The sequence below is a fragment of the Halomonas sp. BDJS001 genome (genome assembly GCF_026104355.1).
In the GTDB taxonomy this organism is placed as follows: Bacteria; Pseudomonadota; Gammaproteobacteria; order Pseudomonadales; family Halomonadaceae; genus Vreelandella.
Map to the genome: position 1 here is coordinate 4,542,133 of NZ_CP110535.1, position 21,526 is coordinate 4,563,658.

The 21,526-nt window shown below is 56.0% G+C and carries 19 protein-coding genes, 1 tRNA gene and 1 pseudogene; 14 read left to right on the forward strand and 7 right to left on the reverse strand.

Features of this window, described 5'->3' with window-relative positions; genetic code table 11:
• Positions 1-2: 2 nt before the first annotated feature.
• From OM794_RS21060 to OM794_RS21075, 4 genes are read left to right on the forward strand one after another with little or no spacing between them, the layout of a single operon-like run.
• A complete protein-coding gene (locus OM794_RS21060) occupies positions 3-941 on the forward strand; it encodes a polysaccharide deacetylase family protein (protein WP_226246512.1) in 939 nt (312 codons plus the stop codon).
• On the forward strand, positions 938-1,705 hold the full coding sequence (locus OM794_RS21065) for an aspartate/glutamate racemase family protein (RefSeq protein WP_226246511.1): 768 nt from the start codon (positions 938-940) through the stop codon (positions 1,703-1,705). The genes OM794_RS21060 and OM794_RS21065 overlap by 4 nt, the downstream gene beginning before the upstream one ends.
• On the forward strand, positions 1,702-3,159 hold the full coding sequence (locus tag OM794_RS21070; RefSeq protein ID WP_226246510.1) for an amidase: 1,458 nt from the start codon (positions 1,702-1,704) through the stop codon (positions 3,157-3,159). Before OM794_RS21065 ends, OM794_RS21070 begins: the two co-directional genes overlap by 4 nt.
• A gap of 19 nt (positions 3,160-3,178) precedes the next feature.
• Entirely contained in the window at positions 3,179-3,949 is a 771-nt protein-coding gene (locus OM794_RS21075) for a cyclase family protein (protein ID WP_226246509.1), read from the forward strand.
• Positions 3,950-4,022: 73 nt separating this feature from the next.
• Here OM794_RS21075 and OM794_RS21080 read toward each other — a convergent pair whose 3' ends face one another.
• The 4 genes from OM794_RS21080 to OM794_RS21095 form a co-directional block, all read right to left on the reverse strand.
• Positions 4,023-4,178 (reverse strand): hypothetical protein, encoded by a 156-nt coding sequence (locus OM794_RS21080; RefSeq protein WP_226246508.1) that lies wholly within the window; start codon positions 4,176-4,178, stop codon positions 4,023-4,025.
• 330 nt (positions 4,179-4,508) lie between these two features.
• Entirely contained in the window at positions 4,509-4,808 is a 300-nt protein-coding gene (locus OM794_RS21085; RefSeq protein ID WP_226246507.1) for a helix-turn-helix domain-containing protein, read from the reverse strand.
• Positions 4,805-6,151, reverse strand: a complete 1,347-nt coding sequence (locus tag OM794_RS21090) for a type II toxin-antitoxin system HipA family toxin (protein ID WP_226246506.1) — start codon at positions 6,149-6,151, stop codon at positions 4,805-4,807. The genes OM794_RS21085 and OM794_RS21090 overlap by 4 nt, the downstream gene beginning before the upstream one ends.
• Before the next feature lie 420 nt (positions 6,152-6,571).
• Positions 6,572-7,420: an ABC transporter substrate-binding protein gene (locus OM794_RS21095; RefSeq protein WP_226247021.1), complete on the reverse strand. Its 849-nt coding sequence runs from the start codon at positions 7,418-7,420 to the stop codon at positions 6,572-6,574.
• 247 nt (positions 7,421-7,667) lie between these two features.
• Between OM794_RS21095 and OM794_RS21100 the strand changes: the two genes are divergently transcribed.
• The 5 genes and pseudogenes from OM794_RS21100 to OM794_RS21120 all read left to right on the forward strand — a co-directional run bounded on the left by OM794_RS21100 (position 7,668) and on the right by OM794_RS21120 (position 12,226).
• Complete coding sequence (locus OM794_RS21100) at positions 7,668-9,842, forward strand: TonB-dependent receptor (protein WP_226246505.1); 2,175 nt, start codon at positions 7,668-7,670, stop codon at positions 9,840-9,842.
• A gap of 40 nt (positions 9,843-9,882) precedes the next feature.
• Entirely contained in the window at positions 9,883-10,269 is a 387-nt protein-coding gene (locus tag OM794_RS21105; protein ID WP_226246504.1) for a hypothetical protein, read from the forward strand.
• Positions 10,270-10,794: 525 nt separating this feature from the next.
• On the forward strand, positions 10,795-11,238 hold the full coding sequence (locus OM794_RS21110) for a hypothetical protein (RefSeq protein WP_226246503.1): 444 nt from the start codon (positions 10,795-10,797) through the stop codon (positions 11,236-11,238).
• Between the two features lie 110 nt (positions 11,239-11,348).
• A pseudogene (locus tag OM794_RS21115) lies at positions 11,349-11,762 on the forward strand (Imm70 family immunity protein).
• Between the two features lie 89 nt (positions 11,763-11,851).
• Complete coding sequence (locus tag OM794_RS21120; protein WP_226246502.1) at positions 11,852-12,226, forward strand: hypothetical protein; 375 nt, start codon at positions 11,852-11,854, stop codon at positions 12,224-12,226.
• A 188-nt stretch (positions 12,227-12,414) separates the two neighbouring features.
• Here the strand turns inward: OM794_RS21120 and OM794_RS21125 are convergent.
• A tRNA-Arg gene (locus OM794_RS21125) sits at positions 12,415-12,491 on the reverse strand.
• 144 nt (positions 12,492-12,635) lie between these two features.
• On the opposite strand from OM794_RS21125, the gene OM794_RS21130 reads away from it, so the two are divergent.
• Positions 12,636-13,631, forward strand: a complete 996-nt coding sequence (locus OM794_RS21130; protein WP_226246501.1) for a TRAP transporter substrate-binding protein — start codon at positions 12,636-12,638, stop codon at positions 13,629-13,631.
• 107 nt (positions 13,632-13,738) lie between these two features.
• Positions 13,739-14,704: a LysR family transcriptional regulator gene (locus OM794_RS21135; RefSeq protein ID WP_226246500.1), complete on the forward strand. Its 966-nt coding sequence runs from the start codon at positions 13,739-13,741 to the stop codon at positions 14,702-14,704.
• Positions 14,705-14,718: 14 nt separating this feature from the next.
• Here OM794_RS21135 and OM794_RS21140 read toward each other — a convergent pair whose 3' ends face one another.
• The gene (locus OM794_RS21140) at positions 14,719-16,110 is read right to left on the reverse strand and encodes an FAD-binding oxidoreductase (RefSeq protein WP_226246499.1); all 1,392 of its coding nucleotides are present in this window, start codon (positions 16,108-16,110) and stop codon (positions 14,719-14,721) included.
• 298 nt (positions 16,111-16,408) lie between these two features.
• Between OM794_RS21140 and OM794_RS21145 the strand changes: the two genes are divergently transcribed.
• The 3 genes from OM794_RS21145 to OM794_RS21155 are packed head-to-tail and all read left to right on the forward strand — an operon-like array spanning position 16,409 to position 19,230.
• Positions 16,409-17,446, forward strand: coding sequence for a TRAP transporter substrate-binding protein (locus tag OM794_RS21145; protein WP_226246498.1), 1,038 nt, complete (start codon positions 16,409-16,411; stop codon positions 17,444-17,446).
• Positions 17,447-17,971 (forward strand): TRAP transporter small permease, encoded by a 525-nt coding sequence (locus OM794_RS21150; RefSeq protein WP_226246497.1) that lies wholly within the window; start codon positions 17,447-17,449, stop codon positions 17,969-17,971. It begins immediately after the preceding gene.
• A complete protein-coding gene (locus OM794_RS21155) occupies positions 17,968-19,230 on the forward strand; it encodes a TRAP transporter large permease (protein WP_226246496.1) in 1,263 nt (420 codons plus the stop codon). The genes OM794_RS21150 and OM794_RS21155 overlap by 4 nt, the downstream gene beginning before the upstream one ends.
• Before the next feature lie 115 nt (positions 19,231-19,345).
• Here the strand turns inward: OM794_RS21155 and OM794_RS21160 are convergent, their stop codons facing one another.
• A complete protein-coding gene (locus tag OM794_RS21160; protein ID WP_413229630.1) occupies positions 19,346-21,130 on the reverse strand; it encodes a methyl-accepting chemotaxis protein in 1,785 nt (594 codons plus the stop codon).
• Positions 21,131-21,526 lie beyond the last annotated feature (396 nt).

The following is a 21,526-nucleotide window of genomic DNA, read 5'->3' on the forward strand; positions in this document are numbered from 1 at the left end:
GCATGGCGACACGATTACCCCTACTCATCGATCGGGACTTTTATGGCTACGGCGCCTCCCTGCCGCGCATTGCGTGGCCCAATAACGCTCGGCTCGCGCTCTCCTTCGTACTCAATTTGGAGGAGGGTGCCGAATTTAGCCTGCGTTCTGGCGACCCAAGCAACGAGGATACGCATGAGGTGCAGTGCCAGATCAAGGGCGCTCCCGACCTGTGTATGGAGAGCCACTTCGAATATGGCACGCGTGTCGGTTATTGGCGCGTCATGTCGGCCTTTGAGGAAGCCGGTGTGCCGGTCACCTTGAATGTGTGTGCCCGCGCCCTGGAAGCGACACCTTGGGTGGCGGACTATGCACGACAGCGCGGCGATGAGCTCTGCTGTCATGGATGGCGCTGGGAATCCCACGCTGGGATGTCGGAACCTGAGGAACGTGCCTTAATCGATCGCTGCGTCGCGACCTTTCAGCAAATTGCTGGCAACGCGCCAGTGGGCTGGCATACCAAATCGTCCCCCTCCCTGCAGACGCGCCGCCTATTGATCGAGCATGGTGGCTTTCTCTACGACAGCGACGCCTACAACGATGACCTGCCGTATTACGTCACTCACGGCGAACGCGCCCACCTAGTACTGCCCTATGCATTTGATACCAATGACATGCGCTTCTTCGTCAACCACAGCTTTCATCGCGCCCGCGATTTTCATGACTATGTGATGGACGCGGTAAAGGCGCTACTACGTGAAGGCGAGCAGGCACCGCGTATGCTCACCATTGGTTTGCACACCCGTATCATTGGTCGCCCAGGACGTATTGATGGCCTTCGCGAGCTCTTTGCAAGCCTACAGGGGCTACCCGTCTGGTATGCCACCCGTGAGCAGATAGCCCAGCACTGGCTGCGCCACTGCCCACCACCGTCACCTTTCGAAGCGGGAGTCAGCACATGACCCGGCTGCTGCTCGTCAATGGCAATACCTCCCACACCGTCACCCAAAAGCTGCTGGCCGAAACCGAGCGGCATGCGGGAGCCAATGTTCAGATCAGTGCGGTGACTGCCCGTTTCGGTGCCGACCTGGTGTCAGACCGGGCCAGCAACGTTATCGCCGGTCATGCGGTGCTGGATGCGGTAGCACACTATCAAGGGCATTATGATGCTGTGTTAGTGGCGATTTCACTGGATACGGCCGTAGAAGCCCTGCGTGAAGTACTGAGCGTTCCAGTGGTCGGCATGACCGAGGCAGCCTGCTGGCAGGCGTGCCTAATCGGCAACCGGTTCGGCGTCGTGATGCCGGGTCGCCAGACCCTTCCCCTTTATCGAGAACGCATTGTGCACTATGGCTTACGTGACCGGCTTGCCGGGCTGCGGGCTATTGAGGCCACGGTACAAACGCATCACGCCGCTCCCGCAGACAGCGAGTCGGCCCTCCGCGCAGCGATTATGGATCTGGTCGAACAGGAAGGCAGCGAGGCCGTAGTGCTTGCAGGCGCTTCCATGACGGGGCTCCAGCGTCGCTTGCAACCACTGGTGCCGGTGCCGCTCCTCGATGGCATCGCCAGCGGGGTTACGCTGCTTGAAGGCCTGATCCGACTGAACCTGCCCACCTCCCCCATGAACGGTGATGGCAAACCTTACCCCACGACCTTTTCAGGCCTTAGCGAACCGTGTACGGCGCTGCTGAGTGGCCTGCCGTCGGCAAGGACACCCATATGATTCATCAACTGCGCGCCAAAGCCCTGCATGACATGATCCACCAGGGTGAACTCACCCTGACGGAACTCGCCGAGTCCACCCTGGCGCGTATTGAGGCGTTCAACCCCTCACTGATCGCCTTCGTAGACGCTGACCACGCAGACGTGATGCGTCAGGTGGAGACTATTGAAGCACGCCGACGGGCTGGCGAGACGCTTCCATTGCTTGGCAGTGTGTTCAGTATCAAGGACAACCTCTGGCTGGGTGGCCGACCGGCGACCTATGGCTCACACGTTTATCGCCATCATATAGCCCCCTGCGACAGCGCCGTTGTTGCTCGTCTGAAACGCCTTGGCGCACTCTGCATCGGCATTACCAATTGCCCCGAGTTTGCTTGCAAAGGCCACACCAGTAACGCCTTGCATGGCACGACCCGAAATCCTTGGGATTTAGGCACCACCCCTGGCGGCTCTTCGGGGGGTGCAGCAGCCGCGGTGGCCGCAGGGCTAGGCACGCTAGCGCTGGGAACCGATGCGGGTGGCTCGATACGTCGGCCTGCGGCCCACACTGGGTTAGTGGGTTTCAAGCCAACGCATGGCCTGATCCCCGATCCTCATGGGTTCGATGACCCCAGCTACGCGATTTCCGACGTCGGCGTTCTGGCCAAGAATGTTGAGGAGTGTGCCTGGCTACTCGACGGCGCGGTATTTCATGACCCTCGCGACCCGCGCAGCCACCCGCTCCCACCCCAACTCAGCGTTGATCGCCCGTTCACCCATGCGTTGAAGCAACTCGACACCCAGGCTATTCGTATTGGCTGGACCAGCGACCTAGGCTGCGGGTTTCGCCTTGATGAAGACGTTGCAGCCGCTTTCGATAACGGCATCGCCGCGTTGGCGAGCGCAGGGCTCACGCTAGAGCACGCTTCCCCCGACTGGCCCGCCCATACCTTCGAGTACCCCTTGTTACGCCAGCAGCAGGCGGCCCTGGCGGCTCAATTTGGCCATGTGCTGCGTGATACACCGGAACTGCTGGACCCCGCCTTGGCCGACCAGATCACCCAGGGCTTACGTATCAGCGGGGCGGACTATGCTGCGGATGAACTGCGTCGCAAGGCGCTCATTCAGGCCTTGGATAACTTTTTCGAACGCTTCGACTTTTTGCTCTGCCCTACGACACCGGTGGAAGCCTGGCCAATAGAGACCTCACACCCTGGCATCATCGGAGGACAACCCGCTTCACCACGGGCCCACGCCGCCTTTACCCCCCTGTTCAATTACTGCGGGGTGCCTGCTCTATCCCTGCCTTTTGCACTGGGCCAGCACGGCTTACCGCTTGGATGGCAGCTTGTAGGGCCACGCCATACAGACCTCAGCGTCCTGGCCCTCGCTCATCATCTTGAGACGATTATCGACCATCGCTTTGATGCCCCCCTTTGGCTGGCCGATAGCGACTTCTTTTCATCAAGCCTGTAATTCATGAGGAGGCTTCCCCTTGAGTAAGCACATCATCGATTTGTCATTACCCATCCGTAATGCATCATTTGACACTCAAGAGCAGCACATCGAGTACATCGACCACTACACGATGGCTCGTCAGCGGGCCACCGCCTATGGCGTGGATCCTGGCGATCTACCGCTGCCTGGCGTTCATTCTGCCAGCGAGCGAATCACTCTCTCCTCGCATGCTGGTACACATATGGACGCTCCTATTCACTACGGCCCAACCTCTGAAGGCAAGCCAGCACGCACCATCGACCAGATCCCTCTGGAGTGGTGCCACGGCGACGGCGTGGTCTTGGATTTTTCATGGATGGAAGCTGGGCAGGTGATTGGTGTCGATGATCTACAGCAAGCACTGGCGCGCATCGAATACACGCTAAAACCGTTTGATATCGTGCTGATACGCACCGATCGCTGGATGGATTTTGATCGACACGACTGGGCGATGCGTCACCCCGGTATGGGCCGCGAGGCGACGTTATGGTTGATTGAGCAAGGTATTCGCATGATGGGTACTGATGGTTGGGGCTGGGATATTCCTATACCAATGATGGCCGAGGCGCTTCGTAAAGGTGACTCAGATGCATTCTTTCCAGGGCATTACGCAGGACGCGATAAAGAGTATTGCCACATCGAGAAACTAGCACGGCTCAATGAACTACCAGCTCACGGGTTCACCTTTTCGGCATTCCCGGTATTGATTGAACGCGCATCGGCTGGGTGGTGTAGAGCGGTGGCGATTATAGACAGCCACTCTGAATAGCGAACCTGTTGCGAATAATATTTTAGCTAGCCACATAGCATGATTTGAGCGAGAGGCCACAATAGCTCTGAATTCAAACACTACTAAGCTGGCAGCCAAGGAAACAGGGCTGGTTGAGTTCGAAGACCTGGGCAATCTCAGCCTGGCAGAGATCGATAGCCTGATTGATTGCCTTACCAATCTCAAGCGTCAGCAACACTTCCGCGCCTTCTGGAGCAACCAGGATCAAGCCTCTTCCGATATGGTGCGCGGCCGGGTCGGCATCGAAAGCCTATGGTCGCCCGCCAACAGAGGACTACCGCGCCCGGTACGGCGGCATGTCAATCTCACGCTATGTAAAGGGACGCACGCTAGATGCGGCTTATGACTACCTCAACTGGTGGATCTCTGGATGGCCCGGTGCCATTATGGATAAGCGCAACTATTTTGGTAAGGCGCTGGAACGATTTTATGACGGCTTAAAGTCCGGGCTTCGCACTGACAGCTGTGATGACCATGAACACATACCCCATCTCTTAATTCTCACGAAAATATGCGGGATTCTTGTGTGCTCAGCATTTTAGCTTAATAGCGCCTGCTCCAGCAGCGAACGCTTGCGGGGAAGCAGGCTCACTTCCAAGCCCAACGGCCGGTAAACACGGTTCTTCACTTCCAGGGTAACGTTACTCTTGTCGCCTTCGATATCCGACAGGGTACGTCGGCTGATGCCCACCAAAGTGGCATAACGGCTTTGATTCAAGCCCAGCACATCGCGCCGCAAGGCGCGTAACAACTGCCCTTCGGTGAGGTCGCCCGCATAAAAGCTTTTCAATAGCGCCACCAGCGCCGCCTCACGATCATCAGCAGCGTATTTTTTCATAACAGCCCCCAGCGCTTGAGCCGAGTATCAAGAGTGCGCAAGCCCACGGCAGGCATGTTGAGAAGTCGAGCAGGAACACCGCGGGCGGCCAGGCGTTCATCTAGCCCTTCCAGCCCCGCCGCCAGCTTTCGCAGCTCATCTATTGTGCGTTCCGGTGCGACTAAATCTGCCAGCGAATCGGCAATGGCGGCCCAGTTATATTCGCCCCCCACTTCCAAAGGAGGCCCCCACTGGGTGGTTCGCGTCACCCCTTCGGGATCAGCCTTCATGGGAGCAAAATCATAAACGGGTGCCAGCCAACTACCTTCGGGACGCTTGAGCAATGCCGTATTGCGGCCGTGGTTGTCGGAGTTACCAAAGGCGATATTAAGCAGGTCACGCTTAACCCACTCCAGCACAAACGCTTCGCTATCGAATGCCTCCTGCCCTTCTCGCACGCGGTATTGGGCGCGCAGCAGGCTAACAAGTTGACGGAGCGTATCGCCATGGCGGAGAAAGCTGCCCGGCGCTACCGTTATTAATGAGTAGACGGATTCCAAACCATAGCGAACCCAGGTACCGTCGGCGTACTCCATATCAAAGCGAGGCAGCCATAGAGAGGGATAGCGTTCGCCCTCAACCAGACGCATGTGCGCGGTGTTAATGGTTTCGACACCGAGCGACGCCAGCTCCTGATAGTAATGGTACTCGGCGCGCAAGATGTCGCAATCGTCCCTAGAGCGACTGCCACGTGGAAATTTCACTAGCATGGGCAGATCAGGCTGATGAGGGTCATCTTGCCAGGTATCGATCCAAACCTGCTCATCTTGGCTGAGCCGAAGCAACAGCTTGGGCGCCTCTCCACCAGCGCCGGTCGCGCCACCGCTGGCCGCCCCCATCTGCTGAGTGTACTCCAGAAAGTCACCCTGACGCTCTACGACGCTTTGCACCGGGAATCGCCGCTCTTCTAGCGTGTTCTTGGCAGTCGCATCAGGCACCGCTTCTTTGATACGCAGGTTACCCACTGGCGCAATGGTTCCATGTGCCAACAGCGCGACATCCTGGCGCCCGGTTGGCAAATCGTGAAGCCCGAGATAATCCACCCAGAAACGGCGACTAGCACCGGCAGGCATAATGTCTTCCAGAAAACCGAACCAGTGTGGTGACTCGTGGGTCAGCATCAACTCGACAGGTAATAGCAGGCTGCAGGCGTAGAGATCATCCTGAAAAAGTCTTTCGACGGCATAGTCGGTTGTATAGCGCAACTGCGCCGATCCTCGCGCCCCCTGCTCTGGGGCAGGTAACGATAATTCAGCCGCATCGTGCCAAGCCTGATCAAAATGAATCTGTACTGTTAGTTTCAAGCGTCACCCGTGCGCAGAATAGTGCTCAAAATATTCAGATAGATACCTAATATGAGCAGTTTGGCGCACAAAAACAAGCTTAATAAGGAATTAATGAGCAGTATTCTGCACAAAACCATTAGAACAAAAAGCCTGAAGTTTCTCGTATAAACAAGAAAATAAGCCCTTGTTACCTCAATGCTAATTAACGCTTATAAGCATGCCTTATTCATTCGATAAAGGAATTAAGAAACCTCTGATTAACTATTGCGCTCGGCCATACGGCGTTAAAAATCGCCTCAAAATGCTCATTTACAACCCGTAAACTCCGCTTTTTCGTTGATTTTTGCCTTGTCTGGCCTTCGCTCATTACGTTAATCAGAGGCTCCTTAACTTTGTGTAACTCAGCCATGGTTTGTCATCAACGGTTTGTCATCAACATCAGTTACGTAACATCAGCGCAGCAACCAGTTCCCGAGCAAAGTGTTGAGCGGAAGGTAGCGCGCCAAAACTCCATACCGGTGGTAACCGCAATAGCGTGGCGTTTTTAACGCTGGGTAAATGTTGCCATAAACCACTCTTCGCCAGGGATTCTGCGACCCCGGCGGGCAGCGGCTCGACCACGACCAGCGTGGCCTCAGGATAGTCGTAGAGCGCTTCGATACCCACGAGTGAAAATCCCCAGGCGTTGGTGGGCCGATCCCAGGCATTGGTCAAATTGATTCGTTCAAGCACCGCATTATAGAGACTGTTGTCGCCAAATACCCTGACATGACGGGCATCCATGAATTGCACCATCATCAACGGCGGCGCCTCGGGGCGCTGTTGGCCAAGCGTTTCCAGCAACGTATGCGTTTCGTTGATTAGCTGCGCTGCCTGCAGCCGGTGGCCGGTCAACTCACCTAGCTGGCTAGTGAGTGTTTGTATCTCTTGCCAGGTATGAGTACCGGGTGAATAGGGGGAGAAGGACGTGACCGGGGCAATGCTCTCCAGACGCTCCGTCAAACTGGCGAACATCGGCGAAATGAACGTTTGCGTCGGTGGCGATTGCGCCATGAGCTCAAGGTTGGGCTGTGATCGCAGGCCAAGATCTGCAACGCCGTCGGGGATCCCTGGCTCCCCCACCCACTCATGGTAGCCCTTGTGTTGAGCGGTACCACTCAGCGGCGCGTCAATGGCCAGTAGCGTTTCAGCAATCGTCCAGTTGAGGGTGGCCCACTGCGCGTGGGCACTCGACAAGGGCAGCAAGCAAGCGGCCGATAAACAGCAGCGAACCAAGAAAGAGAGCATCGACCGGTGGCACATAGCAGCGAGAGCATCAGCAAAAGGGATCACATTTAGACGTCAATACGCATTTTTTGCAAGGCAGTACGGAAAAATGTCACCCGCATATGTTAATGCATCTCATTTTGTTTATCATATGCATCTATACCGGAAAGGTAATCATGGCACGACAGCCAAGCCCTCCGCTTTCTTATATCGGCTTCATAAAAACGCGGCGGCTGGGTGCTGCTGTAAAAACGATAGGATCGATACTATGTCTCTTGGGAACACCTCCAACACAGCGGCTAAGCGCCGCAAAGCACGGCTGCTGCGCGCGCTGACGCTGATCGCGATGGGTATGGCACCCGCGGCTGCCTGGGCGCAAACGAGTGCTGACAATCAGTCCCTGGATACCGTCACCGTTACGGGCTCCATACCCACCTATGGAGATACGCCACCTCCGGCCTTCGCCGGCGGCCAAATCGCGGCGGGTGGCCGAGTGGGCCTGATCGGTGAAAAGGACGCGATGGACGTGCCTTTCAACGTCATCAGCTATACCAGCGCGCTGATGGAGAACCAGCAATCCCAGACACTGGGCGATACGCTGCAAAACGATGCCTCGGTATCGGTAGGGCTGGGCTTTGGCATCTATGGCGAAGCGTACAAGGTGCGCGGCTTTAACCTGACCGGTGACGACGTGTCTTATGGCGGCCTCTACGGTGTCCTGCCACGGCAAATCATCAACAGCAACCTTGCCGAGCGCGTCGAAGTCTTCAAAGGCGCCAGCGCCTTTACCTCGGGCATCCCCATCGGCGGGAGCGGCGGAATTGGCGGCACCATCAACATCGAGCCCAAGCATGCGGCGGATGACCCGATGCTTAAGCTATCCAGCGGCTACCGCTCCGACGGCTACGGCGAAGTGGGCGTCGATGCTAGCCAGCGGTATGGTGATCAACAGCAATGGGGGGCGCGGGTAAGTGCCATGCGCGGGCGTGGTGATACCGCCATTGATGACGAAAACCAGCGCGACACCTCCACCGTCGTTGGGCTCGACTACCGTGGCGATCGAGGCCGGATATTGTTCGATCTGGGTCATCAAAAGCTCACCCTGGATAATGGCCGTTCAAGCGTCAACACCGGTGCGGCCACCCAGGTGCCCGCTGCGCCGGACTCCTCGTTGAACTACACCCCCTCGTTCGGTGGAACCGAGCTGGAAACCAATTTCGGCATGGTCAGGGGCGAATATGACCTCACCGACACCTGGACCGCGTTCGCGGCCCTGGGGGGGAACCGCACGCTCGAAGGCATCGTGTCGGCGACTCCACGCCTTACAGATGACGCAGGTAACACCAGTGTCAACGACTTCGAAACCAACAACCACATCGACAATGTCGCCAGCCAAGCGGGGTTCCGTGGCTACGTACTGACCGGCCCGATCAGCCATGACATCACCGTTGGCTACTCCAGCGCCTATCGCAAGTTCGACACGGACTGGAGTTTCCTCGCGGCAGGCACGACCAACATCTACGATCCTGTCGATTTATCTCGCCCGGAGGGCACGCCTTTCGTGGGGGGTAGCGTAACGCGCACACGCTCCCAAGGGGTCACGCTGAGCGATACGCTGGGCTTCATCGATGACCGACTGTTGCTGACGCTGGGTGCACGCTATCAGGAACTCGAGATCGATGAACGTCCTAATGCCGGTAGCGGCAACCGCTATGCCGACCGTCGGGTCACCCCCGCCGTAGGCGCAGTCTTCAAGACCACGGAGAATATCTCGCTCTACGCCAACTACGTCGAAGCTTTGCAGGATGGCGGCACGGTCACCGATACCACCGCGCTGAATTTTGGCCAGCACCTGGGCATTGCCCATGCCGAGCAGCACGAGGTGGGCGCTAAGTTCGACTACGGCAACCTAGGCGGTGGCATTAGCCTGTTCCAGATCGAGCTACCCTCTGCAGCGGTCGTCGATGGCGTCGGCAACCTGGATAACGAGCAGCGTAATCGCGGCCTGGAGCTAAGCCTTTACGGTGAGCCGACGACGGAAGTGCGCTTGTTCAGCAGCGCGACCTGGATAGATGCCGAACTCACCAAAACACAGGATGGCAACGAAGGAAATGACGCCACGGGCGTTCCTGAGTATCGTTTTGTGCTTGGTGGCGAATGGGACACGCCCTTCATCGAGCGCCTCACTGCCACTGGTCGCGTCCTGCACACGGGCTCGCAGTACGCCGATGTCGCCAACGACTTGCAGCTGGATTCCTGGACACGCCTCGATCTTGGCCTGCGCTACACCACACCGGTCGGTGACGCTGATTGGATCTGGCGCGCAGGCATCGACAACGTGACCGACGAAGATTACTGGTCAGGTGCCTCGACGTCCTTTGCGAACTATCTGGTTCAAGGCGAACCACGCACCTTCAAGCTTTCGGCGACCGTCGAGTTTTAAGTAACGCATCCTCTTTACCGTTACCATGAGGGCGCTTCCTATGAAGCGCCCTCACTGTTTGCGGCACGCTTACCTTAGGCTTGATGTATTACCGATTAGTCGCCCGTTAGATGCTGCCTATGACGACCTCAACTGGTGGATTTCTGGGTGGCCCGGCGCCGTCATGGCCCGCCAAGGCTATTACATTTCCACCCCAGACCTGACCCGCCCTCATCTATCCACTGCTGAATGGGACTTTTGGTACGGCGGCAAACCTGCCGCCAAGAGCCTTCCGGGCCCCGATGGCACTGCTGATATGATTCACCGAGGCGAAATCCGCGACGGTGAAAACTACCAGACAAGAATGAGCCGCATCGCGGTGTGGAATACCGTAATGGATGAGCATAACTATTTGGTAAGGCGCTGGAATGACTTTATGTCGGCTTAAAGCCCGGGCTTCGCACTGGCAAGCGTGATGACCATGAACACATCTCCCGTCTCTTGGTTCTCACGAGCTTACGCGGGGTGCTTGTTTGCTCGACATTTTGTCTCAGCCCACCAGCTACCATCTAAGCAATACTACTCCTGGAGCACACCCGCCAAAGCTGGAAAATGTTATGAGTCCCAAACAAGCCCGCCACGAAGGAGCGTTGAAAAGAAAAGCTTACGAACCTCATCCCGCTTCAGCCGCTTGTGCTAGGCTAAGTTCAGTAGAGAATTGAGCAAGTGTTCGGAAGCTAAAAAGCTACGCATAGCTGAGCTAGCATGAGGCTGAAAACGCCCCTGAGCGAACCCTCCGGGAAATGCAGCAGGCGCGCGAATTTTGGACATACAGCCTAATGGAAATTAATAGCCAAAAAAATCATAGGCTTGGGAGAACCTGGCAAGCTGCATTTGCCGGGAAAAAGTGCCAGCAAGTTCATCCAATCATAGAACACGCCGTCTAATACGCTGTTAGCACTTAAGGAGCTTCATGGAGCAGCTTCAGAAAATCGATTCACTCGGGCTCACCGACAAGTACTACGAACTTTGCAGCGAATACCCATTGAGAGTCGGTAGTCCCATTGAAAAGATGCCCTCGCGAGAAGTATTAAAGGCCGCAGATGGAAGAGTCGGTATTCAAAAATTAAAGGGCCCTGGAACTTGCTACGAGGTTCAAGATGTACCTGATTCTGTTCTTCTGAGGTTCATCGTACAAAGCCGAACACGGGTTGAGACGCACTTGGAAGTCCGGGGTCTGAAATTGGAGCACGTGTCCAGCTTCGCCACCCTGTGTTTAGCCGCTAGAGAGGCTGCTGGCAAAGAAAGGCCAGCACCTCCCTATCCTCGACCTGAGGCGCATTCTTTGAGTGAGTTGATTGAGGTGTTTACTAAACTGCGAGATCTGGCGCTGGAAATTGACAGGTGTGCACAGTGACAAGTGCTAACCAGGCGGTCAACCGGACGCCAACAGCGTTCCGCTTTTGGTTCCCTCCGCTGCGCTCCGGCGCCGGTTATCATCAGCGTTAGCACTACATAGGAACGAGCATGGCGGTATGCATCAAGGTTGGCAGCATCATAGATGAAATTGGCACTTCGGATTTCTTTCATGCCTTTTTCAGTACGGTGAGTTACAACCTAGAAGAAGCTTGGGGAAGCCGGTTTCCAGTCCTTTTCAAGCACCTGTAACAGGGTGGTCTTGAGGCGGCCTTGGCTGCAGCAGCAATCCAGGAGCTGAAGCTGATAAAAGAAGAGTTGGCGGCTTTTGCCCCGAGCAAGGTGGTCTGGGACATAGAAGACCTGTCCAAGCGACCACCGTGGGGCGCGGACATCGCACAAGAGATCAACTCCTTGGCCAACTATTTCGTCACTTCCACAGGTCGTGACCTGATATCAACGCTAATTGAGGCGCTTGACGATGCTGCAGTGCATAAAAAGTCCGCAGCAATCGTTCCGTGCTAACAAGGCCAAGCACAGCGACAGCTTTTTCGTTGCGGCTTCGCCTCCACTACAAAGCCGCGGTTGCTGCGGGCGTTATGTGCAGGTGCCCCATGGATTGGACTGAGTTAGAGTTATTCAACGGAATAGATCTTAACGATTCCTTCGTCTTGGGCTGGCAGACTGAAGATCAACGATTGTCTTTTGATTTAGAGCTCAGCATCTGGCCCGCATCTGAGTACTACACGAGCCCAAAAGACGGTGAGTACACCTGCTATCGAAGGGCAGTGCTTGTTTTCGATCAAATTGAGAGGTATCGGGGCTTGCTCTCTATGGATGAGGCACCACGCTCTACTGATGCATCCGGCGAGATTGATTATGGCAACATTGATCGGCTGGTCGTCCGAGGTAATCAGTACATCGTAGAGGGCGATTTTGGACGGGTCGAGGTGCAAGGTGGCGGTCTCCGTCTTGAGTTCAACACATAACCAGTCATTCAAATCGTTCCCGGCCTGTCGGCCGTCCACCGGACGCCCTTTTCGTTGCACTACAAGGGCGCCGCTTAATATTGGCGTTAAAGCGCTATATCAATGGCTCCTAAAAGGCCGCTTCTGGCCGATAGCAGCCAAAACCAAAAAAAAGCCCACGATTTCTCGCAGGCCCCTCTTTTACAATTTGGCGCGCCCGGCAGGATTTGAACCTGCGACCCTCGGCTTCGGAGGCCGATACTCTATCCAACTGAGCTACGGGCGCTTGTGGGTGCGTATCGTAACTGTGCAGGGGCGCTGTGTCCAGCCGTATGGCGCTTGAGTACCTTTAGTCAATTGACCATTTTCCCTGGTGTGGTGCATGCTTTGGGAGCACTTCTGCACCTTAGTCCATTGGGAACACAATAATATGAAAACATTTGCACGTAGCACGCTGGCACTGGGCATCTCACTGGCGCTGGTGAGCGCCGCGAACGCCGCTGATTTTGCTGATATGGATCCCGTCACCCTGCGACTGGCCCATGTGGTCAATGAGCAGGATGGTTTTCACATTGCCGCCACCAAATTTGAAGAGCTGGTAGAAGAGCGCACCGACGGCAAGGTAGATATCGAGATTTACCCCAACGCCTCACTGGGTGACGAACGCACGCTGCTGGAAGGCATGCAGATCGGCACTGTGGATATGGGCGTGATCACCAACGGGCCGGTGGCCAACTTTGTCGAAGAGATGGCGGTATTCGAACTGCCTTTCCTGTTCCCCTCCCCGGAAGCCGCTTACGAAGTACTCGATGGCCCGATTGGCCAGGAGCTGCTCGATAAGCTTTCTGAGGTGAACCTGAAAGGCATGGCCTACGCCGAACGCGGTTTCCGTAACCTGACCAACAGCGAGCGTGCCGTAAACTCGCCGGAAGATCTGGACGGCCTGCGCATCCGCGTAATGGAGAACCCGGTCTACACCGACACCTTCCGCGAGCTGGGCGCCAACGCGATTCCCATGGCGTGGACTGAAGCGCTCACCGCCATGCAGCAAGGCACCATCGATGGTCAGGAGAACCCGGTGAACGTAATTCACTCGTTCAACCTGGATGAAACCCAGAACTACATGACCCTCTCCCGCCACACCTACGCCCCAGCAATTTTTGTGATGGGTATGCCCGCCTGGAACCAACTGCCTGAAAATGCCCAAGAGGTACTGCTAGCGGCGGCACAGGAAGCAGCGGAGCATGAGCGCCAGGTGAACGCAGAGATGGAGAGCGAACAGCTGCAGGCCCTGCGCGATGCGGGCATGGAGATCAATGACTCGCCGGATATGGAGGCCTTCCAAGCCGCCGTTGCGCCGGTGTATGAGAAGTACGGCGAACAGTTCGGTGATTACCTGCCGCGCATCCAGGAAGCGCTCAAGTAATTCGCTTCCCATCGAGGCAAGCCCGACATTAGATACAGTGCTTTTACAGCAGTGGCTGAGGGCTGTTCCCACGCCGGGACGGCCCTTCCAACCAAGAGACACGCCTGATGGCTGACACCACCCATACGAAGCTGGCGAACAGGCTCAATAAGATCAATCTCAATTTACTATTGGTTTTTCACACGCTGTATTGGAAAAGGAGTTTGACGCTCACCGCACAAGCGCTCTGCCTGACCCAACCGGCCGTCAGCCATTCGCTGAAAAAGCTCCGCCTGTTAATGGACGACCCGCTTTTCATCAAGACGCTGGATGGCATGCAGCCAACTCCACTTGCCCGGCAGATGGATGCCGCCGTAGCCAAAGGGCTGTTCTACCTTGATCAGGCAGTTCACAGTAGTAACGAGTTTTCGCCTGCCACATCAAAGCGGGAGTTTCGGGTCAGTTTGGTGGACTATGTCAGCCAACAGCTACAACCCAAGCTTATCCAGCACTGTTTGGAACACGCGCCAGATTTGTGTTTCAACATGCTCTCCACGCGTATCGCTAGCGCGGAAGGCGCCCAACAAGTCCTTCAAGAGCACGATATCGACCTGGCGGTGGTGCAGTTCGAAACCTTGCCGCTCACCTCTCATCATGAGTACCTGTTTGACGATGTGATTGGCTGTGTGGGTGATGCGACATTTCATGGCGAGAGTAGCGCCATTACCCTTGAGGCGTTTTTAAACTCCCCTCAGGTCGCTTTGTCCCATCGTGAAGACAGCCCGCTGTTAATTAATGAAAAGCTGAGGGAGTTGGGGTTAGAGCGGAAAATCGTCGCCAAGACGCCCTACATCAATCCGCTGCAGGAAATATTGGCATCCACTGCGCTGCTTTGCGTGGTGACAAAGAGCGCCGCCAGGGTCATTTGCCGCAACAATAGCTTGAAGTTCTACGCTCTGCCCCTGGACGTCCCAGCGTTCAAAGTCTGCCTGTGCTGGGATGAAAGGAAGGATCACGATCCCGGCATACACTGGTTGCGGCAATTAACCCGGGAGCTGATGACACCAGCCCCCTGCGCCCTGGGCGCCCCTTAAGCAAACCGCCAAACTCACTCCACCGCCACGACTTTGCCTCGGTTCAACAGTAGCTTGGGATCCAGAGCGAGTTTCATGCGCTTCATTAAAGCGATCTCCTCGCTGGAGCGGGAAATACTGAGGTAGTCGCGTTTTTCGAGCCCAATGCCATGTTCGGCAGAGATCGAGCCGCCGTACTCTTTCAGGGGCGAGTAAACCAACTGCTCAACTTGGCGGCGGCTTTGCGGGCTGTCGTCGCGCACCGTGATCATGATGTGCAGGTTGCCATCGCCAAGATGGCCGAACACGATCATTTTACCTGTTTGCGGAAACTGCGCCTTGAGGTTTTGCTCCAGGGTAGCAACGTAGGCGTCCATATGCGGAATCGGCAGGCTGATATCATAGGAGAACATCGGCTTCAGCTGGTGCACCAGCACTTCGATATCCTCTCGGATCGCCCAGATGCCCTGGCGCTGGGCACCGGAACTGGCCAGCACGGCATCGGTGATCAAGCCGTCTTCCATCGCCTTTTGCAGAATCTCTGAGAAATGCTCCGCATCCTGAGCGTCATCTAGCCCCAGGGTTTCGATGATCGCGTAGAAAGGCGAGTCGTCGGCCAGTGGGGGGGCGTGCTTGCCGCTCTCGGTGGTCACCAGCTTGTAGTGACTATTCCACAACGCCTCGAAGGCGCTAAGGCTATTGGCGAGCTGTTGGGAGACCTTGCGTAACAGCTGCGTCAGGGCATCGAAAGAGGGCACCGCGACCAGTGCGGTTTGTTCGCTGGGCATATGTGGCTGCAGCCGGAGCACTGCGCGGGTGACGATACCCAGGGTGCCTTCGCTACCGATAAATAGCTGTTTGAGGTCATAACCAGCGTTATTCTTGAGCATCTTGTTCAGCGAGCTGACCACGGTGCCATCGCTAAGTACGGCTTCCAGCCCCAGCACTTGCTGGCGCATCATGCCGTAGCGAATGACCCGTATGCCGCCCGCATTGGTGGCGATATTGCCGCCAATGGTGCACGAGCCCCGAGCGCCAAGGTCGAGCGGGAACTGCATATCGACCTCCGCCGCGGCTTCCTGCACTCGCTGGAGCGTCACCCCGGCCTGAACCTGAATCGTAGAGCCGACCAGGTCGACCTCTTCGATCTGGTTCATCAGTTCAAGAGAAACCACCAACTCATCGGGGCTGGCTTCACCCCCGTGCACAATGCCGGTCATGCCGCCATGGGTCACCACCAGTTGGTCGGCCTGGTAGCATAAGGCCATGACTTTGCTGAGCTGTTCGGTGTTGCGGGGCCTGACAATGGCTTTGGCACAACAGGGCGCTCCGGTAAACCAGTCGACGCTACGCTGGGAGACATCGTCACCGAGCAACACGTTTTCTGGGCCGACTACCGCTACTAGGTCGTTAAGCAACTTATCCATTGGTTATTCCTGTTTTAGCTGGCGTTGCCATGGTTAGTAAGAACGTGGGTAGCACGAACAAGGGTAGCAAGACTCACCATCGGCCAAGCCTTACCATCGCTTTCCAAGGCAGTTAATCAATCGTCAATGCTTGCAGGCTATCGCTAACCTTTAAATCACTCAAGCCTAAGATCTATAAAGATTTTTTGGATTATTATCGCGAATAGTGGAATAAAAATAAGTAATTTGCCCTGTTAGTTCGATGTGGTATAGATGAAGCCCACCAGGATAATAAGAACAGCCACCACTAGGAGATAATGTGAATCACAACGCCCGCTTCACCGCTCACGCCGCATCCTGTTATACAAGTAAATTCAAACAGTTAAACCTAACCTTGCTATGCGCTGGCCTGCTGGGTTTACCGCTAATGACCCAGGCAGAGGAAATTACCCCTATTAACCTGCGCTTAGCGACCGTGGTAAATACAGAAGATACTTACCATATCGCCGCCGAACGCTTTCAGCAGTTGGTCAGCGAACAGACCGACGGCGCGGTGTCGGTCGAGATTTTCCCCAACGCCTCTCTGGGCGACGAGCGCACCCTTCTGGAAGGGATGCAGATCGGCACCGTCGATATGGGCGTGATCACCAACGGGCCCGTGGCCAATTTCGTTGATGAGTTCTCGGTTTTTGAGCTGCCTTTCCTCTTCCCTTCCGCCGAATCTGCCTACTCTGTGCTGGATGGTGAGATCGGCCAGGAGATACTGGGTAAATTAGAGGATGTGAACCTGAAAGGGCTGGCATTTGCTGAGCGCGGCTTTCGCAATATCACCAATAGTCAGCACGCGATTAATGCGCCCCAGGATCTCGAAGGCCTGACACTGCGTGTCATCGAGAACGAGGTGTATGTGGATACGTTCCGGGAACTCGGCGCCAATGCCGTGCCCATGGCGTGGACAGAAGCGCTGACCGCCCTGCAACAAGGCACGATTGATGGCCAGGAAAACCCGGTTAACGCCATCCATGCCTTTAACCTGGCGGAAACCCAGGACTACCTCACCATGACGCGGCATATCTATGCGCCAGCGATTTTCATTATGAGCTTACCTGCCTGGAATGGCCTTCAAGAGGAGGTTCAGGAGATCGTACTCGATGCCGCCAGCGAAGCTTCTAGCTATGCCAGAGAACAAAATGCCATCATGGAAGCCGAGCAGTTAGCCGAATTGGCTGAGGCAGGCATGGAAATAAACGAGTCGCCCGATATCGCCGCCTTCCAGGAAGCCGTTACTCCGGTGTATGAGAAGTACGGCGATCAGTTCGGCGACTATCTGCAACGCATCCAGGAGGAAGTGAAGTAAGTGCCCACTCACACGCATCCATTGGTAACGTTGTTACAGCGTACTGAACGCTTTCTGGACGCCATTCTACAGCCCGTGGTCTTTGCGGGCATGGCGGCGCTGATTGGGGTGATTACCCTGCAGATCGTCTCCCGGGTGCTGTTCAGCGCGGTGGGCTGGACTGAGGAGGTCGCCCGCTTTCTGCTGGTGTGGATCACCTTTTTAGCGGGCACCCTGGCGTTTCAGCGCGGGCGACATATTGCCGTGACCTTTGTGGTGGATGCCCTGCCCGGCCGCCTGCGCCAAATCGCGCGCATTGCCGCTCTGCTGGTGGTGCTGGCGTTTATGATCACGCTGATCGTTATCGGCTACCGCTATATGCAAGTGCAGAGCTTTCAGAAATCCGCCTCGCTGCGGCTTTCGATGACCTACGTCTACGCAGTGATGCCGATCTGTGCGGCGATTATGGCCTGGTATGCGCTGATCGATATCATCGAGCTGCTGATTAACGGTGAAACCTCCCAGCCCCAGGAGGAGTCGCTATGACGCTGCTGCTGTTTGGGCTGTTCTTCCTGTTTATGTTGCTGGGCGTGCCGATTGCCTTTGCGATTGGCGCCAGCACGCTCTATGCGCTCTATCAATCCGGCGTACCGCTGATGGTGGTCACCCAGCAGATGTTCCAGGGCATCAACTCCTTCGCGCTGGTGGCTATCCCGATGTTTATCCTCGCTGGGGATTTAATGGCCCAGGGTAAGGTGAGCGAAAAGCTGGTCAGCTTTGCCGATTCTTTGGTGGGCTTTATGCGCGGCGGGCTATCGGTGGTCTCGGTGATGGCGGGCATGTTCTTTGCGGCAATCTCCGGCTCTGGCGCCGCGACCACCGCAGCGGTGGGTTCCAGTCTGGTGCCGGAGCTGAAGCGCAAAGGCTATGACCCGGCATCGGCGGCCAGCCTGATCGCCGCCAGCGGCACCATCGGGGTGGTGATTCCGCCCTCGGTGCCGATGATCATCTACGCGGTGATCGCCCAGCAGTCCGTCTCCAAGCTGTTTTTAAACGGGTTTTTGCCGGGTTTGGCAATGGGGTTAGGATTAATGGCCATCGCCATTGCTCAGGCCTATAAGCGCCAGTACCCCAAGGGCACGCCGCTGTCGCTTTCGACCATCTGGGTGACCTTTAAAGACGCCAGCTGGGGCTTGATGACGCCGGTGATTATCCTGGGCGGTATCTTCTCGGGGATCTTCACGCCTTCAGAGGCCGCCGTGGTGGCGGTGAACTACGCCATGCTGGTGTCGCTGTTTGTCTATCGCGACCTGACCCTGCCGCAGGTTTATAAGCTGCTGATCCGTTCAGCGATGACCACCGCGGTGATTATGCTGGTGATTGCCATGTCGGCGGTGCTGAGCTGGACGCTCTCCAGCTGGCAGGTGCCGGGAGCGATTGCCCAGGCCGTGCTGTCGCTCTCCACCAACCCTTATGTGATTATGCTGCTGATCGTGGGGATTATTCTGCTCACCGGGGTGTTTATCGAAACCGCCAGTGCGCTGATTATTCTCACTCCAGTGCTGCTGCCGCTGGTGCTGCAGTTGGGGATTGATCCGATCCACTTTGGTCTGATTATCGTGGTGGGGCTCTCCATCGGCATGATTACCCCGCCGGTGGCGATCAACCTCTATGTGGCCTCTTCGATTACGCAACTGCCACTGGAGCGAATTACACGCGCCATCATCCCTTACCTGCTGGGGCTGATCGGGGTGCTGCTGTTAGTGGTTTACGTGCCAATTATGTTGGGTTGGTCGGGCAATTAGCCACACTGGCTAAGCATCACTCGTTAGAATGAAACGGGGCTTGCCATTGGCAAGCCCCGTTTCTTTTCACACCGATTATGGGTGCTGCTAACAAAAGACTTGGCAGTGAGTCGCGTTAGAACTCTTCCCACTCATCTGCAGCATGCTTTGCCGGTGAGGGCTTGGAAGAGGGCTGCGATGAGGCGTTCGATGAAAGCGCAGGACGCTTCAGGCCGCTATCACCACCACGTTGCTGAGGTGCCGGAGAGGCCAGCGCCTGCTGCTGTGTGGGCTCATCTTCGCCGAGTACAAAGGAGTTGATTAGCTGATTAAGATGCTCCGCATGGCGGCGCATATTGGCGGCGGCGGTGGTCGACTCTTGCACCATAGCGGCGTTCTGCTGGGTCATGGTGTCCATTTCGGCCACGGCGGTGTTGATTTGGCCGATACCGCTGCTCTGCTCTTTAGCGCCAGCGGTGATCTCACCGATCACATCGGTGACTTTCGCCACGCTGGAGACGATCTCACGCATGGTATCACCGGCGCTACGCACCAGCTTCGCGCCCGATTCAGTGTGCTGAACCGACGTATCGATCAGCGCCCGAATCTCTTTGGAAGCATCGCTGGAACGGCTGGCCAGAACCCTAACTTCTTGTGCCACCACGGCAAAGCCGCGGCCATGCTCACCTGCCCTTGCGGCTTCCACCGAGGCGTTGAGCGCCAGAATATTGGTCTGGAAGGCAATCGAGTCGATCATGCTGATGATGTCACTAATGCGCGATGCGGAGTCGTTAATATCGCGCATTGTGCTCTCAACCTGCCCCATCGAGGTCTCGCCTTCGCGGGCTACGTCGGCAGTAGACTGCACCAGCGTATTGGCCTGCTGGGCATTGTCGGCGCTGTGGTTGACGGTCGAGGTGATCTCTTCCATGGACGCTGAAGTTTCCTGGAGATTAGCCGCCGCCTGCTCGGTACGGGTGGCAAGCTCACCAGAGCTTTGTGAGATCTCCCCCGCCGCCTGGTACACGCTAAGCGTACTGCGGCGTACGTCACGCAGCGTGTCCTGCATACGCGCCACAAAGGCGTTGAACTGAACGCTAAGGTCACCAATTTCATCGCCGCTTTCAACTGTCAAGCGGCGGGTTAAATCACCTCGCCCCTGGGCGATGTCATGCATAGCCGCGGTTGTGCGCTTGATTGGCCCCAGCGTACGACGCACCAAGGCGTAGGCTATTAGTGCAATCACCACAAACAGGCCCAGCCCCAAAAGGGAGGCAAATATAATGCCTTCGCGCAAATCGTTAGCAGCCGCGGCTTCAAGCTCGGCAACGGCGTCTTCAACATCCGTAACGTAAACCCCTGCGCCAATTAGCCAGCCCCATTTTTCAAGGCGGTCAACGTAGGAGTGCTTGGGTTCAATTCTGTCGGTGCCTGGGTAATCCCACATGTAGCTATAGAATCCCCCACCACTTTGCGCGACCTTAATAATTTCGCGAATCAGGTAGGTGCCATCGGGGGTTTGCGCATCGATCATGTTGGTACCTTCACGCTCTGGCGCAGGTGCCGTGACGATGTTGTTACCGTCATAGTCGTAGATAAAAATGTAGTTGTTATCTTCAAAGCGCATGGCGCGCACCAACTCAGCTACCCGCTGCTTGGCAGCCTCATCATTAGCACCGGCTTGTTCATAAATAGGCGCGATGGCGGTGGTAGCAATTTTGACGATGTCGCGCACCGCGTTGCGGCGCTCTTCAATCAGCATTTCACGCTGGTTTGCCAACGTATCGCGGGTGTCTTGGGCGTTGCTGTAGGCTTTGAACCCGACCAGCGCAACCGTCACTATCAGAAGGGGGAGTAGTACAAGCATCAGCACCTTGGTTTGTAAACCAAGGGCTCGTTTGGGAGCAGAAGGAGTGGCCATTTGTGAGCAAGTTCCAGAGTCAGTCTTGAGTGAAAAGTTTTTAATAGTTATAGAGTCGTTATCGACCTAAAATGCACAAACTTTAACCAGCTTTGATGTTTTTTTGCTTAATATTCAATTAATTAGTAATTTATAGTTAGGTTCATAACCTAAGTTAAGGTTATTCAAGGAGTAAAGGTACAAGGTGGGGGTGTGGTGGCCAGGGATGGCCCGTTTTAGCATGAGGCTAAACCACGAACTTCGGTTGCCCTGACCTCCCTACCGCCTGGTCAGGGCGACCTTTTTGTTTGCAGAGCGGTTGTTTAGTTCCTGCCTTTTACTACCCTCTCCTAAAGCCAGATCAGACAATTCGTGACTTCCTTGTTATTTGCTATCGCCATCAGCGTATCATGGCGA

What these genes read in the sequence shown, in the direction of transcription:
- OM794_RS21100 (WP_226246505.1), top strand. Translation starts at nt 7,668, where the DNA reads ATGTCTCTTGGGAACACCTCCAACACAGCGGCTAAGCGCCGCAAAGCA.
- OM794_RS21105 (WP_226246504.1), top strand. Translation starts at nt 9,883, where the DNA reads ATGAAGCGCCCTCACTGTTTGCGGCACGCTTACCTTAGGCTTGATGTA.
- OM794_RS21155 (WP_226246496.1), top strand. Translation starts at nt 17,968, where the DNA reads ATGACGCTGCTGCTGTTTGGGCTGTTCTTCCTGTTTATGTTGCTGGGC.
- OM794_RS21160 (WP_413229630.1), bottom strand. Translation starts at nt 21,130, where the DNA reads ATGGCCACTCCTTCTGCTCCCAAACGAGCCCTTGGTTTACAAACCAAG.
- OM794_RS21110 (WP_226246503.1), top strand. Translation starts at nt 10,795, where the DNA reads ATGGAGCAGCTTCAGAAAATCGATTCACTCGGGCTCACCGACAAGTAC.
- OM794_RS21135 (WP_226246500.1), top strand. Translation starts at nt 13,739, where the DNA reads ATGGCTGACACCACCCATACGAAGCTGGCGAACAGGCTCAATAAGATC.
- OM794_RS21070 (WP_226246510.1), top strand. Translation starts at nt 1,702, where the DNA reads ATGATTCATCAACTGCGCGCCAAAGCCCTGCATGACATGATCCACCAG.
- OM794_RS21060 (WP_226246512.1), top strand. Translation starts at nt 3, where the DNA reads ATGGCGACACGATTACCCCTACTCATCGATCGGGACTTTTATGGCTAC.
- OM794_RS21130 (WP_226246501.1), top strand. Translation starts at nt 12,636, where the DNA reads ATGAAAACATTTGCACGTAGCACGCTGGCACTGGGCATCTCACTGGCG.
- OM794_RS21095 (WP_226247021.1), bottom strand. Translation starts at nt 7,420, where the DNA reads ATGCTCTCTTTCTTGGTTCGCTGCTGTTTATCGGCCGCTTGCTTGCTG.
- OM794_RS21140 (WP_226246499.1), bottom strand. Translation starts at nt 16,110, where the DNA reads ATGGATAAGTTGCTTAACGACCTAGTAGCGGTAGTCGGCCCAGAAAAC.
- OM794_RS21120 (WP_226246502.1), top strand. Translation starts at nt 11,852, where the DNA reads ATGGATTGGACTGAGTTAGAGTTATTCAACGGAATAGATCTTAACGAT.
- OM794_RS21065 (WP_226246511.1), top strand. Translation starts at nt 938, where the DNA reads ATGACCCGGCTGCTGCTCGTCAATGGCAATACCTCCCACACCGTCACC.
- OM794_RS21085 (WP_226246507.1), bottom strand. Translation starts at nt 4,808, where the DNA reads ATGAAAAAATACGCTGCTGATGATCGTGAGGCGGCGCTGGTGGCGCTA.